We start from the raw sequence: 14,706 nt of genomic DNA, 5'->3' as shown, positions 1-14,706 counted from the left end.
CATGTTCGACATCGCAGTGATCGAGGACCCGGCGGCGGCCGAGGCGTCGCTGGACCCGATGCGGGCCCGGCTGCTGGCCGCGCTCGCCGAGCCGGCCTCGGCGACGATGCTCGCCGCCCGCGTCGGCCTGCCCCGGCAGAAGGTCAACTACCACCTCCGGGCGTTGGAGCAGCACGGCCTGGTCGAGCTGGTGGAGGAGCGCCGCAAGGGCAACGTGACCGAGCGGGTCATGCGGGCCACCGCGGCGTCGTACGTGATCTCGCCCGCCGCCCTCGCCGCCGTCCGGCCCGACCCGGCGCAGTCGCCGGACCGGCTGTCGGCGCGGTGGCTGCTGGCGCTGGCCGCCCGCCTGGTGCAGGACGTCGGCGCGCTCGTCACCGGCGCGGAGCGGGCGAAGCAGCGGGTGGCGACGTTCGCGGTCGACGGCACCGTCCGGTTCGCCTCGGCGGCCGACCGGGCGGCCTTCGCCGAGGAACTGGCGGCCACCGTCACCGCCCTGGTCGGCAGGTACCACGACGAGCACGCCCCCGGCGGGCGCGAACACCGGGTGGTGGTCGCCCTGCACCCCAGCGCCGACCCCGACGACAGAACCGCGAACGAGGAGCACTGACATGGGACACCACTTCGAGCTGCGCAAGGACGTCGAGCTGGCCGCCACGCCCGAGCAGGTGTGGGAGGCCATCGCCACCGGTCCGGGCATCGACTCCTGGTTCATGGGCCGCACCGAGGTCGAGCCGGGCGAGGGCGGCCGGACCCGCCTGACGATGGCCGGCCACGTCGAGGAGTCGACGATCACCGCCTGGGAGCCCGGCAAGCGGCTCGCCGACCGCACCGAACCGGCCCCGGACGGCACGTTCATGGCCATGGAATACCTGATCGAGGGCCGCGAGCGGGGCAGCACGACCCTGCGGCTCGTCCAGAGCGGCGTCCTCGGGGACGACTGGGAGACCGAGTACGAGGCCATGGGGATCGGCTGGGACATGTACCTCGGGACGCTGGCCGCGTACCTCGCCCACTTCCCCGGCCGGACCGCGACCCCGGTCTCGGCCTTCCGCCCGGGCGTCGGCGGCGCGGACCGGGTGTGGCCGGCCGTGGCCGACGCCCTCGGCGTGGCCGGTCCGCTCGCCGAGGGGCAGCGGGTCCGGTGCACCGTCGCCGGGCTGCCGCCGGTCGAGGGCGTCGTCGACCTGGCCGGCCTGCCGACCTACGTCGGTGTCCGCACCGCCGACGCGCTCTACCGGTTCCTGTACTCCGGTGCCGAGCGCGGCGACGCCCTGGTCCTCGGCCACCACGTCTTCGCTCCCGGGCAGGACCCGGCCCCGGCCGAGCGGGCCTGGCAGGACTGGCTGGCCGCCCTGCCCGTCGGCTGACCGACGACGAGAACGCCCGGCGGACGGCCCGGCCGGGCGTCCGGTGAACGGGGGCCGATCCGGACGCCCGGCAGGCTGTGCCCGGTGGGAGCCGGGCCGGCCCCTGCCGGGCGTCCGGGTGTGGTCGGGGCGTGCGGACGAGGCGCCGGAGCCGTCCCGCTGCCGGTGCCGGTGCGCCTCGATTACGAGATCACCCGCGCCGGGCCGTACTCTGCGGCTGACCGTCGCGCTCCGACGTGGACGGGGTGTGGCCTGGGCTACATGGCCGCCCGGCGCTTGTTGCACGAGATTGGCAATTGCGGAATGCTGGCGTTAGTGGCCGGCTGCCCGGGCGCGATGATCCAGACCATCGCCGCGGCGTCCGCCCGCTCGTGACCGTGGACCACTGCGGACACGTCGGCCAAGATCAGGACGCCGGCCCGGGTACGACGCCGGGCGGTCGTGCGGAGAAACAGACCCGGGGGCATGTGATGGGTACGCCTGTGTCCAAGCGCGTGGCGGCGGTGGCCGTCGCCGGTGTCCTCGCCGTGGCCGGCTGTTCCTCGCCAACGACCACGTCGACGGGCGCGGCCGTCGCCGGCACGCTCGTCGTGGCGACGGCGGGTGAGCCGGACGCGTTGAACCCGGTGCTCAACTACGGCGTCGACGGCGGCTCCCTGATCTTCGACGGGCTGGTCGCCCGCGACGCCCGCAACGAGCTGGTGCCGGCGCTGGCCCGGGAGCTGCCGACTGTCTCGCCCGACGGCAGGACTGTCACCGCGAAGCTGCGCGACGGCGTGCTGTTCCACGACGGCAGCCCGTTCACCGCCCAGGACGTGGTCTTCACCTACCAGGCGGTGCTGGACCCGACTGTCGACTCCACGCTCCGCTCCGACCTGGACATGCTCGCCTCGGTCACCGCGCCCGACCCGTCGACCGTGGTGTTCACCCTGAAGTACGCCTACGCGCCCTTCGCGCAGCGGCTGGCCCTCGGGATCGTGCCGGCCAAGGCGCTCACCGGGCAGGACATCAACAAGGCCGAGTTCAACCGCAAGCCGGTGGGCACCGGCCCGTACCGCGTGACGTCGTGGACCCCGGGCGACCGGCTCGTGCTCGCGGCCAACGAGAGCTGGTGGGGCGGCAGGCCCGCCAACGGCGGCGTGGTGGTGGCGTTCGTCGCCGACGACAACGTGCGCGCGCAGCGGATGCGGGCGGGGGAGTTCGACGCGGCGGAGCTGGCGCCGAAGCTGACCACCGGCTTCGACGGGCAGGCCGGCTACCGGGTGGAGCGGGTGCCCACCGCCGACTACCGGGGCGTGATGCTGCCGATGGGCAACCCGGTCACCGCCGACCTCGCGGTGCGGCGGGCACTGAACGCGGCGGTGGACCGCGCGGCGATGGTCACCGGGCTGCTCGGCGGTGCCGGCGAGCCCGCGTTCGGGCCGGTCCCGCCGACGTCGGAGTTCGCCGAGCCGTCGATCGTGGGCAGGCCCGCCGCCGACCCGGCCGCCGCGACCGCCGCCCTCGACGCCGCCGGCTGGAAGCCGGGCCCGGACGGGATCCGCGCCAAGGACGGCCGGCAGGCGGCGTTCGCGCTCATGTACCCGGCCACGGACAGCCTCCGCAAGGAACTCGCCCTCGCGGTGACCGCCGACGCGAAGAAGGTCGGCATCAAGATCACCCCCGAGGGGCTGACCTGGGACGCGATCACCCCCCGGATGGGCAGCGACGCGCTCATGATGGGCTACGGCACCCCGTACGACCCGGACTTCGTCTCCTACAAGCTGTTCGGCTCCGCCTTCGCCGGCCAGGGCTTCTTCAACCCCGGCTCCTACCGGTCGCCCGTGGTGGACAAGGCGTTGCAGGACGGCCGCGCCAACGCCGACCCGGCCGCCCGCAAGGCCGCGTACGCCACGTTCCAGAAGCAACTCGCCACCGACATGCCGTGGGTGTTCCTCACCTACCTCCAGCACACCTACGTGGTGAAGGACTCGGTCGCCGGGGTGACCCCCCGGGTGGAGCCGCACGAGCACGACGTCGCCAACAGCCTCTGGTGGAACATCCACACCTGGACGAAGAAGTCGTGACGACGCCCGCCCCGACAGCGAAGACCCCCGCCCCGACCGCCGCGCCACCCCCGGCGAGGACCACCGCCCGGCGCCGGCCGCGGCGGCTGGCGGGAGCCGGCAAGGTGGTCCGCCGGCGGCTGCTGGTGGCCGTACCCATCCTCGCCGCCACCAGCGTCGGCATGTTCGCCCTCGGCGCGGCCTCGCCCATCGACCCCGCCCAGCAGTACGCGGGCGCGGCGGCGTTCACCGCCACCGAGGAGAACCTGGCGCAGATCCGCGCCAACTGGGGCGTCGACGACCCGCTGCCGGTGCAGTACCTGCGCTGGGTCGGCAACCTGCTCCAGGGCGACCTGGGCTGGTCCACCAGCCGCCACGAACCGGTCACCTCCGTGCTCGCCGCCCGCGCCGGCTGGACCCTGCTGCTCGTCGGCGCCGCCCTCGCCCTCGTCCTCGTGGCGAGCCTGCTGCTGGGCACGCTGGCCGCGTACCGGCGGGGCGGCTGGTTCGACCGGGCGCTGCGCGCCACCGCGTACGCCGTGCAGTCGATGCCGGTGTTCTGGATCGGGCTGGCCGCGATCGCCCTCTTCGCCCTCACCCTCGGCTGGCTGCCGGCGGGCGGGCTCACCGACATCACCGCCACCGGCACCGACCCCGCCGACGTGGCCCGGCACCTGATCCTGCCGGTGGGCGTGCTGGCGATCGCCCAGACGCCGTGGTTCGTGCTGTTCATCCGGGACGCCGTCGCCGACAGCCTCCGCGACGACCACGTCCTCGCCGCCCGGGCCCGGGGCCTGCCCGGCCGCACCGTCCTGTTCGGCCACGCCCTGCGCACCGCCCTGCTGCCGTTCCTCACCCTCGTCGGCACCCACCTGCCCGAGCTGATCGGCGGGGCCGTGCTGGTGGAGACCGTGTTCTCCCTGCCCGGCCTCGGCGCGGTGACCGTACAGGCCGCGCTGGGCAGCGACTTCCCGCTGCTGGCCGCCACGACCCTGGCCACCACCGTCGTGGTGCTGGCCGCGAACCTGGGCACCGACCTCGCCTACGCCGCCGCCGATCCCCGGGTACGCCTCGATGACTGACCTCGCCCTGCCCGCCCGGGTCCGGCGGCCGAAGCCGCGTACGGGCCGGGTCGGTGCCGCGCTCGCCTGGGCCGTGCTCGTCGGCGCGGGCCTGGCCTGCCTCCTCGCCCCCGTCCTCTGGCCGCTCGACGAGAGCGCGGTGGACCTGGCCCGTACCCGGCTGGCGCCCTCCTGGGCGGACCCGGCCGGCACCGACGACCTGGGCCGCGACGTGGCCCACCGCAGCCTCTACGGCCTGCGGGTCTCGCTGCTCGTCGGCGCGGTCGCCGCGCTCGTCGCCACCGTGATCGGCGGCCTCGTCGGCGCGGTGGCCGGCACCCTCGGCGGCTGGGTCGACCGCGTGCTCATGCGGGTGGTCGACACCATCGCGGCGCTGCCGCACCTGCTGCTGGGCATCTTCATCGTCGCGATGCTGCGCCCGAGCCTCGGCGCGGTGATCCTGTCGATCGGGCTGACGCACTGGCTCTCCACCGCCCGCATCGTCCGGTCGGAGCTGCTCAGCCTGCGCACCCGGCCGTTCATCGACGCCGCGATCTCCGGCGGCGCGAGCCGCACCCGGGTGATCACCCGGCACCTGCTCCCGCACGTGCTGCCCCGGTTGGCGCTGGCCACCACGCTGATGGTGCCGCACGCCGTCTGGCACGAGACCGCGCTGTCCTTCCTCGGCCTGGGCCTGCCCCCGCACCTGGCCTCGATCGGCAACATGATCAACGACGGGCAGCGGTCCCTGCTCACCGGCGCCTGGTGGGCCAGCATCGTGCCCGGCCTGCTCCTCGTTGTCGTCACGCTGGCCCTGGCCGCCCTCACCGGCCGGTGGCGCGACCGCCTCGACCCGCGCGTACGAGCGGAGCTGCACCTGTGACCACCACCCGCGAGCCCACCGCCACCGCCACCGCCACCGCCGCCGCCACGGGTGATGCCGCCGCCCCCGCCGGTACCGCCGCCGACGGTCGGCCGGGCCTGTTGGAGGTCGACGGGCTGATTGTCCGCTTCCAGCTCCGCGACGCCGTCGTGCAGGCCGTCACCGACCTGCACCTGACCATCCACCCGGGCGAACTCCTGGCGGTGGTCGGGGAGTCCGGCTGCGGCAAGTCGGTGCTCGCGCACGCCCTGCTCGGCCTGCTCCCCGGTAACGCCACCGTCACGGGTCACGCCCGCCTGCGCCCGCCCACCGGGGCGCAGGTCGACCTGGTGAACTCCTCGGAGCGGCACCTCGCCCGCGCCGTACGCGGCCGCGCGGTCGGGCTGGTCCCGCAGAGCCCCGCCACCGCCCTGACTCCCGTACGGACGGGCCGGCGGCTGCTCGAGGAGACCCTGCGCGCCCACGGGCGCACCCGGCGCGAGGCGCCCGCGGCGGCCGAGCGGGTCGCCGACGACGTCGGGCTCGACCCCGCCGACCTCGACCGCTATCCCCACGAGCTCTCCGGCGGCATGGCCCAACGCCTGGCCACCGCCCTCGCCCTCGCCCCCGACCCGCCGCTGCTGCTCGCCGACGAACCCACCACGGGCCTCGACCGGCCTCTGGTCGACCACACCCTCGACCTGCTGCGCCGCCGCTGCGACGCCGGCGGTGCCGTCCTGCTCATCACTCACGACCTGGCCGCCGCCCGCCGAGTCGCCGACACGGTCGCCGTCATGTACGCGAGCCGGATCGTGGAACGGCGGCCGACGGCCGAACTCTTCGCGGCACCCGCCCACCCCTACACCGCCGGCCTGCTCGACGCCCTGCCCGAGCGGGCCTTCCGGCCGGTCCCCGGCCATCCGCCGATGCTCACCGACCTGCCTCCCGGCTGCGCCTTCGCCCCGCGCTGCGACCGCGCCACCGACATCTGCCGCACCCCGCCCGCGCCCTCGGCGGGCACCCCGGCCCGGATCGCCTGTCACCACCCGCTGACCCTCGGAGCGCCGGCATGACCAGCACCGCCGGCATGACCACCACCGCGCTCGCCGCCCACGAGGTCGCGGTCTCCTACGGCGGCCGGCGCGTCCTCGACGGCGTGGACCTGCGTGTCGCCCCCGGCGAGACGGTCGGCCTGCGCGGGCCCTCGGGCAGCGGAAAGTCCACCCTCGCCCGGGTGCTGGCCCTGCTGCACGCCCCCGAAGCCGGGCACGTCACCCTCGACGGTCAGCGGGTGGCGGGCGCCCGGCACCGGCTGCCCGCCGCCGTCCGTACCCGCGTCGCGATCCTGTTCCAGAGCCCCCGCGCGGCCACCGACCCCCGGCTGGGCCTCGCCGACATCATCGCCGAACCGCTGCGCGCCACCGGCACGCCCGAGGCGCCGGCGCGGGCCCGCGCGGCGGAGCTGGCCGACCTCGTCGGCCTCACGCCCGACCTGCTCGCCCGCCGCCCCCACGCCGTCAGCGACGGGCAGCTGCAACGCGCCTGCCTCGCCCGCGCGCTCGTGCACCGGCCGGACTACCTGCTCTGCGACGAGGCCACGGCCATGCTCGACGCCTCCACCCAGGCGCACCTCGCGGCCGTCATCACCGACTACCAGCGGGAGCACGCCGCCGGGGTCCTGCTCATCACCCACGACCCGGCGCTGATGGCCCGCTGGGCCACCCGGGTGGTCGACCTGCCGCCCCCGCCGCAGCCCTGACCGGCCCCCCGGGGCCGATCGCCGACGTCTACCGGGTACGGGCCGACGTCTACCGGGTACGGGCCGACGTCGCGGCGGAACCGTCGGAGTCGGTGGCGTCGGCGCGGCCGGCTGCGGCGAGGAACGAGTTGTAGCGGGCCAGGTCGTCCGGCTCGCCGGTGGCCTCGGCGCGGGCGGCGGCCCGGTCGAGGCGGGCCTGCTCCCGCCCGTCGGCGCGGATCCACTGGCGGACCAGCACGACCAGCACGACCGCGGCGGGGATCTCCCCGAACGCCCAGGCGATGCCCGCGCCCAGCCGCTGGTCCTCCAGCAGCGACGACGCCCAGTCGGGGTGGACGGCGACGTACCAGTCCGGGGCGATGAGGCTGGTGGTCTGCATCAGCACGAGGCCGAAGAAGCCGTGCGCCATCATCGCCGCGAGGTGGATGATCACCAGGATGGGGTGGGGGAGCCTCGACCGGCCCGGGTCGACCCCGATGAGCACCCAGAACAGCAGGTACCCGGCGACCACGAAGTGCGTGAGCATGGCCAGGTGGCCGAGGTGGGAGCGCATCAGCGTGCCGAGCAGGTCGCTGAGGTAGAGGCCGAAGAGGCTGCCGGCGTAGATGCCCAGTGCGACCAGGGGGTGGGTGAGCAGCCTCGCGGGCCGGCTGTGCAGCGCCAGCAGCAGCCACTCCCGCGCACCACGGACCTGCGGGTCGGCGGGGCGACGTAGGGCGCGCAGCGCGAGGGTGACCGGGGCGCCGCCGACGAGCAGGATCGGCACCAGCATCGACAGCACCATGTGCTGCACCATGTGGGCGCTGAACAGCACGTACGCGTAGCGGGCCACGCCCAGGTTGGTGACGGCGGCCAGCAGCAGCAGGCCGGCCGACCAGCTCGCGGTCCGGGCCAGCGGCCAGCGGTGCCCGGCCCGTTGCAGCCGCCACACCCCGGCCAGGTAGCCGCCGATGCCGAGGACGGTGAGGGTCAGGAAGAACATGTCCGGCAACGGCTGGCCCACCAGGCGTTCCGGGGTCGGCGCGGCGGGCATCGGGAAGCCGAGCAGCTCGGTGATCGGATCGGCGTCGAGCGGGCCCTGCGTCACCGGGGTGGGGCTGCGGGACAACGCCACCGCCAGCCCGACGGTGGCGGCGAACACGACCACCTCGCCGGCGGCCAGCCGGGCGAACGCGCCGCGTCGACCCGCGCGCAGGGCCGGCAGGGTCCGCGACCGGTGCACGGCGCCCAGGGTGCCCAGGACCGCCAGGGCGACGAGCTTGCCGAGGACCAGCCAGCCGTACCGGGACTGCCAGAGCTGGGTCACGTCGCCGAGGCGTACGGCCGCGTTGGCCGATCCGCTCACCGCGACGGCCACGAAGCAGCCCAGGGCGAGGCGGCCGTACCGGTGGGCGGCGTCGGCGAGCTGCCGGCTGCGGCGGACCATCAGCAACGCCACCAGCCCGCCGACCCAGAGGGCGGCGGCCAGCACGTGCAGGGCGAGGCTGGACACCGCGATCTGGTGGTTGCCCGCCCCGGCGGCGTGCCCGGTGAACGCCGGCGGCAGCACCCCGACCAGCGCGACCAACGCCGTCAGGGCGGCGAGCCCGCGTGACACGCCAACCCGGGCCAGCACCGCCACCGCCAGCGCCAGCCCCGCCTGGAGCAGCAGCGCCTGCCCCTGCGAGATCGAGGTGGCGAAGCTGACCACGGTGGGGGCGCCGAGTCCGTCCACGGGGACGCCGAGCAGGTCCGAGACCGTCAGCACGATCAGCGTCACCGCGGCCACCGCCCAGCCCGCCGCCGCCGTGCCCGCGCGGCGCAGCAGCAGCCAGCCGTACGCCGAGACGCTCCGCCCGTCGCCGGGCAGCAGGAAGGCCGCCGTCACCAGCATTCCGACCGTCAGGGTGGCGAGGCCGTCGGCGAGCAGCCGGACCACGGGCAGCGCCCACGCCGTGACCGGCCCCGGGTCCGGCAGCCCGGGGATCGCGACCGCGAGCGCGTCGCCGGCCCGCAAACCGAGCAGGAGTACGGCCACCGCCGACGCCACGGCCGCGACGGGTACGAGCCCCGCGCCACGCCCCCGGGAGCCGGGACGGACGCCGGCGCCGGGCGGGCCCGCGACCGGTCCGGCGGCACCGGGCGGGCCCGCGACCGGTCCGGCGGCACCGGGTGGGCCCGCGACCGGCCCGGCGTCACCGGGCGCCGTCGTCGTCACGGAGTCGGCGCCCGGGCCCCGGGCGGGCTGGGCGGGGCGTGAGGTGGTGTCTGGCACGTCGGTGTCCCTTGGGTTCGGGGAGGGCGGCGGTTCGCGTCGGGGGCGGCCCGGGGCGCGGTGCCGGAGGGGCGGGGCTCGGGGTGCTGCCGGTCAGCGGGTCTCGCGGCGCCGGCGCAGCAGCAGCGCGGTCCCGCCGAGGACGGCCACCAGGACCCCGACGGCAAGCAGCACGCCGCCCGTCCCGAGGCCGCCGGAGCCGGTCGCGGCGGCGGCTGGGTCGACCGACCCGGAGGCCGGCGGGGCGGCGGCGTCGGTCGGCGCGGCGGCAGCGGACGTGGCCGCGGCAGCGGACGGGGCCGCGACAGCGGTCGGCGCGGCGGCGGTAGACGCGGCGGCGGCCGGCGGATCGGTGACCGCCCCCGTCGCCGTGCTCGCCCCGCCGCCGCTGGCCACGGTGAACCGGTACGACCCCTGCACCGGATGCCCGTCGGCGGAGACGATCCGGTAGGCGACGGTGTAGGTGCCCTCGCCCAGCGTCTCGTCGACGGTCACCGTGCCCTTCGTCCCGTCGACGGTGGGCCCGCCGGTGGGGATCTTCCGCCGGGCGGCGTCGGTCAGCGCGATGGTGGTGAAGGTCGGGTCGAGCCGCTGCGCGAACTCCAGCGTGACCCGCGTCGGCGGCGTCGTCAGGCGGTCGCCGTCGGCGGGGCTGGCGGCCCGCAGCGTGTTGTGCGCGGCGGCGGGGGCGGCCGATACGAGCAGCAGCGCGGTGGCGGCCAGCGCGGCGGCGACGAGGGCCGCGACGGTCGGGCGGCGGGACGGGTTGTGCATGTCTGGCGCTTCTCCTGGTTGGTGGTGGTCAGCCGGGCGGTTGGTGACCGGTCAGGCCGCGCGGCGGTCGGAGACGCGGGCGGAGCCGGGATACGGCGACGGGAGCAGCCGCAGCCCCGGCGACTCCGTGGGCTCGTCGGCGGGGAGGCTCCAGCGGGGTTCGTCCGGGCGGCTGCGCCGCGCCGGGCCGTCGGGGCGCAGCCCCGGGCGGGACAGGGCGACGACGATGACGTAGCCCGCGAGCAGGAAGCCGTGGCTGACCAGCCGGGCGGTGTCCACCCACCCGGTCAGCAGGTCGTTGACCGACAGCAGCGCCAGCATGCCGACGAAGGCGCTCAACATCGGCACCAGCCCGGTCGGCGGGGTGCGCCGGGCGGCGACGAAGAGGAAGCCCGCGCCCACGGCGACGTTCCACGCGGCCGACTCGTGCCACAGGTGCCCCGACATCAGCCCGCCGGTCGCCACGTGCGCGTGGGCGCTCGCCGTGCCGCGTCCGATCTGCGCCAGGCCCAGCACGAGTTGCAGCGCCCCGACCAGGCCCAGGACCGCCCGCAGGGTGAGCACGACCCGTTCCCGCCGGCGGCGCGGAGCCGGGGCGGGCAGCGCGCCGAGGATGGCGTCGGTGCGGTCGTCACCGGCGACGGCGACCGACAGCCGCGCCCGGCGGGTCACCGCCGTGGCCCGGTCGTACCACGTCCGGCAGCCGGCGCAGCCGGCCAGGTGGGCCGCCACGGCTGTCCGCTCGGCGGCGGTCTCCTCCCCGTCCAACTGCGCCGACAGCACCTCACGCCACTGCTCACACCCCATGTACCGGTAGTCGTCCCGGACCCGTCGTTGGTTCCCGCGCAGTTTCGTGGACCGTCGTCTTCCCGCAGGTCAGCGCGGCGGGGTGGGTCAGCCGGTGGCGTCGCCGCCCCGGCCCGCGTCCGGCTCCGACCAGCCGTGGGCGGCGGCGACCAGATCCTCCCGGGCCCGGGCCACCCGGGAGCGGATGGTGCCCACCGGGCAGCCGCACACCTCCGCGGCCTCGGCGTAGGACAGGCCCAGCACCTGGGTGGCGACGAACGCCTCCCGCCGGTCCCTCGGCAACGCCGCGATGAGGCGTTCGAGCACGACCTGCCGGTCGAAGCCGCTGCGCGCCGGGTCGGCAACGTCGTACCCGTCGGGCATCGGCACCGTGCGCGGCCGCGACGTGACGGTACGGACGTGGTCCGCCGCGACCCGGCGGGCGATGGCGAGCAGCCACGTCCGTGTCGAGGAGCGTCCGGCGTACGACGGCAGCGACCGCATCGCCCGCAGGAAGGTCTCCTGGGTCAGGTCGTCCGCCTCGCGGGGCGTGACCAGCGCGGCGAGGAAGCGGCGGACCTGCTGCTGCGTCGCCCGGACGAAGCAGGCGGCGGCCGTCGGGTCACCCCGGCCGGCGGCCAGCGCCCACGCGGTCAGCTCCGCGTCGTCAGCCATCCGGCACCTCCGTGTCGGGCCACCGGAGGGCGGGTGCCCGACGGTGGTCACGACGGGTCGTAGTAGTGACTGGCCGGTAGCGTACCGCAAGCGGCCCGGTGGTGGCCCTCCCCGACGCCCCCGCCTCCGGGTGCCACCGCGCCCGTCGCCGGGGGCAGCTGTCTAGCATGGACGGCCCCGCCCGACCGTCGAAGCAGGCAGCCCATGACCGGTACGGTTTTCGAGAACGCCCGGATCCACACCCTCGACCCCGCCCGTCCGCACGCCGAGGCGATGCTGGTGCGCGGCGAGCGCATCGTCGCGGTCGGGGACCTCGACGAGTGCCGGGACCGCGCCGGCGCCGGCGCGCGCCGGGTCGACCTCGGCGGGATGACGGTGCTGCCCGGCCTGATCGACAGCCACCTGCACTCGGCGCTCTACGTGCGCGGCCTGGAGCAGGTGGACCTGCGCGGCACCACCAGCCTCGACGAGGCGCTGGCGCGGATCGCCCGGCACGCCGCCACCCTGCCGCCCGACGCCTGGCTCTTCGGCGGGCGCTGGGACAGCCACAAGTGGGACCGCCCGGTGCAGCCGACCCGGGCCGACCTGGACCGCGTCTGCCCGGACCGGCCCGCCGTGCTGCCCACCATCGACGGGCACACCACCTGGGTCAACACCGCCGCCCTCCGGCGACTCGGCATCGACGCCGGCACGCCCGACCCGATCGGCGGGCAGATCGTCCGCGACGAACGCGGCGAGCCGACCGGCATCCTGCGGGAGGCGGCCGGCGACGCGGCGTACGACGTCATGCGCACCTCGCTCAGCGGTGACCTGGTCGCGCAACTGCGTACCCACCTGCCCCGGCTGCTCTCCGTCGGCCTGACCAGCATCCACGACATCGACGGGCAGGACTGCCGGGCCGCCTACGAGACCCTGTACGCCCGGGGCGAGCTGCCGCTGCGGGTGCACAAGTCGATCCCGTCGACCGCGTTGGACGAGGTGATCGACCTGGGCTGGGCGACAGGCGACGGGGACCGCTGGCTGAGCACCGGCCCGGTCAAGATCTTCACCGACGGGGCGCTCGGCTCGCACACCTGCCTGATGACCGAGCCGTACGACGGCGAGCCCGGCAACCACGGCATCGCCGTCACCCCGGCGGAGGAGTTCGAACGGCTGGTGGCGAAGGCGGCCGGGGCCGGCATCGCCGTCGCGGCGCACGCCATCGGCGACGCGGCGAACGAGATGGTGCTGCGGGCGTACGCCAACTGGCAGGAGTCGGCGCGCACCCACCCGACGGCGGTACGGCGGCTGCGGCACCGGATCGAGCACACCCAGCACCTGCGCCCGGCGGACGTGCCGCTGCTCGCCCGGCTGGGCGTGATCGCCTCGATGCAGCCCACCCACTGCACCAGCGACATCCCCCTGACCAGCCGGATGCTCGCCGGCCGGGACCTCGCCTCGTACGCCTGGCGCAGCCTGCTGGACGCCGGCGCGACGGTGGCCTTCGGCTCGGACGCCCCCGTGGAGGACCCGGATCCGTTCTTCGGCATCCACGCCGCGGTGACCCGGCAGCAGCCCGACGGCACCCCGCCCGGCGGCGTGCAGCCGCACGAGCGGCTCGACCTCGACACGGCGCTGCGCTGCTTCACCGAGGCGGGCGCGTACGCCTCCTACGAGGAGCACCTGAAGGGGCGGCTGACCCCGGGGATGCTCGCGGACTTCATCGCGCTGCCCACCGACCCGTACCGGATCGAGCCGGCGGCCCTGCGCGACCTCACGGTGGCGCTCACCGTGGTCGGCGGGGTCGTGCGCTGGCAGCGCTGACCGGGGCCGCCGCCCGCTGACCGGGTTCCCCGCCGCCCGCCGACCGGGGCCGGACGCTTCCCGCAGGCCGGGGTCGGCGGTCAGGCAGGCCGCTCGGGCGGCAGGTCGACCACCAGTGCCGGGCCGGCCCGGCGGCCGCCGCCGGGGCGTCGGGTCAGCGCGACCACGGCGTCCGCGGCACGCGGGGACCGCAGCGCCTCCTCGGTCGGCCGGTGCGGCCCGGCGGCCGGGGCGACCGCCAGCCGCCGGGCGCCGGCCGGCGCCTCCGCCACGCTCGTCGCCGTCCCGGTCAGGCCGAGCGGGCCGGCGTCGGGCAGGCCCGCGGGGCGGGTCCCGTCCGCGGCGTGCGCGGTGGCGTCCGGGCCGCCGCAGCGCAGCAGGGTGACGCGCCCCTCGGGGGAGACCTCCACCAGGGTGGCGGCGAGGTAGCCGCCCGGGGCGATGTCCCGCACGAGGCCGTCGAGGGCCCCGGCGACCCGCGGCAGCGATCCTCCGCCGCGCAGGGCCTCGTCCCGGAAGGCCGACTCCAGCGCCCGGGTGTGCTCCGGGCGGGCCAGGGTGGCCCCGTGCGCCACGCCGAGGAGGACGCGCAGGCCGCCCCGGCGCAGCGGTACCGCCGCCGCGACCTCCCCGGGGGCGCGGCAGACGGCCAGCGCGGCGCGTCCGGTGCCGGCGGGCATGGTGAACACGGCGACGTCGCGGGGCGCGGGCACGCGGGCGACTGCCCGCTCATCGCGGCGTCGCCGGGCCCAGGCCAGCAGCGGTACGGCGGCCAGGCTCGCCACGGAGGCGCCGAGCGCCCACGGGTCGGCGCGGTGTCCGGGTACGACGGGAACGACCACGGACGCCGCCAGCAGGACGGCCGCCCAGGCGGAGATCAGCGCCGCCACCCGGGGGCGGGTGGACACGCCGAGCAGCCCCGGAAGCAGCACCCAGCCGAGCGGCGTGCTCACCTCGGCCACACCCATCACGAGGGCGTTGCCCGTCGCCCCGGCGAGAGCCGTCCGGGTCGACACCAGCACCCCACTCCGCATCGCCCCACCCATCCGTCGCCCTCGATTTCCGGCGCCGTCGCGTCGCGCCCGGGTGCGCGTCGTCGCCCTGCTCGCCAGGTCGCCAAGGGTATCCGCAAGGTGGGCGATCGCCTCCTGATCATGATAGGCAGGAGGGGCGCGGGCGACGAGGCCGCCGCATCGGCTCCCGTGGACCTCCCGACGGGAGGCCGACGGCCGGTCGTCCGCGCCGCCGGCGGGCACGGGCACGCCGGCGGCGCCGTATCGCCGATATGCAGATTCGCTCCTTACCGGTTAGGGTTGG

13 protein-coding genes are annotated in these 14,706 nt (G+C 76.3%); 8 read left to right on the top strand and 5 right to left on the bottom strand.

What is annotated here, in order from left to right; all coding sequences use genetic code 11:
* Position 1 precedes the first annotated feature (1 nt).
* The 7 genes from ACGFNF_RS27395 to ACGFNF_RS27365 all read left to right on the top strand — a co-directional run bounded on the left by ACGFNF_RS27395 (position 2) and on the right by ACGFNF_RS27365 (position 7,097).
* Positions 2–610, top strand: coding sequence for a helix-turn-helix domain-containing protein (locus ACGFNF_RS27395; RefSeq protein WP_357576672.1), 609 nt, complete (start codon positions 2–4; stop codon positions 608–610).
* A gap of 1 nt (position 611) precedes the next feature.
* Positions 612–1,370, top strand: coding sequence for an SRPBCC domain-containing protein (locus tag ACGFNF_RS27390; protein ID WP_357576671.1), 759 nt, complete (start codon positions 612–614; stop codon positions 1,368–1,370).
* A gap of 482 nt (positions 1,371–1,852) precedes the next feature.
* A complete protein-coding gene (locus ACGFNF_RS27385; RefSeq protein ID WP_393171610.1) occupies positions 1,853–3,436 on the top strand; it encodes an ABC transporter substrate-binding protein in 1,584 nt (527 codons plus the stop codon).
* Positions 3,433–4,497, top strand: coding sequence for an ABC transporter permease (locus ACGFNF_RS27380; RefSeq protein WP_357576669.1), 1,065 nt, complete (start codon positions 3,433–3,435; stop codon positions 4,495–4,497). The genes ACGFNF_RS27385 and ACGFNF_RS27380 overlap by 4 nt, the downstream gene beginning before the upstream one ends.
* A complete protein-coding gene (locus tag ACGFNF_RS27375) occupies positions 4,490–5,359 on the top strand; it encodes an ABC transporter permease (RefSeq protein ID WP_357576668.1) in 870 nt (289 codons plus the stop codon). Before ACGFNF_RS27380 ends, ACGFNF_RS27375 begins: the two co-directional genes overlap by 8 nt.
* Positions 5,356–6,411 (top strand): ABC transporter ATP-binding protein, encoded by a 1,056-nt coding sequence (locus ACGFNF_RS27370; protein ID WP_357576667.1) that lies wholly within the window; start codon positions 5,356–5,358, stop codon positions 6,409–6,411. The genes ACGFNF_RS27375 and ACGFNF_RS27370 overlap by 4 nt, the downstream gene beginning before the upstream one ends.
* Entirely contained in the window at positions 6,408–7,097 is a 690-nt protein-coding gene (locus ACGFNF_RS27365; protein ID WP_357576666.1) for an ATP-binding cassette domain-containing protein, read from the top strand. Before ACGFNF_RS27370 ends, ACGFNF_RS27365 begins: the two co-directional genes overlap by 4 nt.
* Before the next feature lie 49 nt (positions 7,098–7,146).
* On the opposite strand, the gene ACGFNF_RS27360 is transcribed toward ACGFNF_RS27365, so the two are convergent.
* From ACGFNF_RS27360 to ACGFNF_RS27345, 4 genes are all read right to left on the bottom strand, one after another.
* Positions 7,147–9,126: a bifunctional copper resistance protein CopD/cytochrome c oxidase assembly protein gene (locus ACGFNF_RS27360; RefSeq protein WP_357576665.1), complete on the bottom strand. Its 1,980-nt coding sequence runs from the start codon at positions 9,124–9,126 to the stop codon at positions 7,147–7,149.
* Between the two features lie 318 nt (positions 9,127–9,444).
* Positions 9,445–10,125, bottom strand: coding sequence for a copper resistance protein CopC (locus tag ACGFNF_RS27355; RefSeq protein ID WP_393171607.1), 681 nt, complete (start codon positions 10,123–10,125; stop codon positions 9,445–9,447).
* Positions 10,126–10,176: 51 nt separating this feature from the next.
* On the bottom strand, positions 10,177–10,932 hold the full coding sequence (locus ACGFNF_RS27350; protein WP_357576663.1) for a zf-HC2 domain-containing protein: 756 nt from the start codon (positions 10,930–10,932) through the stop codon (positions 10,177–10,179).
* Positions 10,933–11,019: 87 nt separating this feature from the next.
* Positions 11,020–11,586: a sigma-70 family RNA polymerase sigma factor gene (locus ACGFNF_RS27345; RefSeq protein ID WP_357576662.1), complete on the bottom strand. Its 567-nt coding sequence runs from the start codon at positions 11,584–11,586 to the stop codon at positions 11,020–11,022.
* A 204-nt stretch (positions 11,587–11,790) separates the two neighbouring features.
* Here ACGFNF_RS27345 and ACGFNF_RS27340 point away from each other — a divergent pair, with 204 nt between their 5' ends.
* Positions 11,791–13,389: an amidohydrolase gene (locus ACGFNF_RS27340; RefSeq protein WP_393171604.1), complete on the top strand. Its 1,599-nt coding sequence runs from the start codon at positions 11,791–11,793 to the stop codon at positions 13,387–13,389.
* A gap of 80 nt (positions 13,390–13,469) precedes the next feature.
* Here ACGFNF_RS27340 and ACGFNF_RS27335 read toward each other — a convergent pair whose 3' ends face one another.
* Positions 13,470–14,423: a hypothetical protein gene (locus ACGFNF_RS27335; RefSeq protein WP_393171602.1), complete on the bottom strand. Its 954-nt coding sequence runs from the start codon at positions 14,421–14,423 to the stop codon at positions 13,470–13,472.
* Positions 14,424–14,706: the final 283 nt, after the last annotated feature.

The sequence above is a fragment of the Micromonospora sp. NPDC048868 genome (genome assembly GCF_043198195.1).
Classification (GTDB): Bacteria; Actinomycetota; Actinomycetes; order Mycobacteriales; family Micromonosporaceae; genus Micromonospora; species Micromonospora reichwaldensis.
Note: the sequence above shows the minus strand (reverse complement) of the source record. Positions and strands in the feature narration are given on the sequence as shown.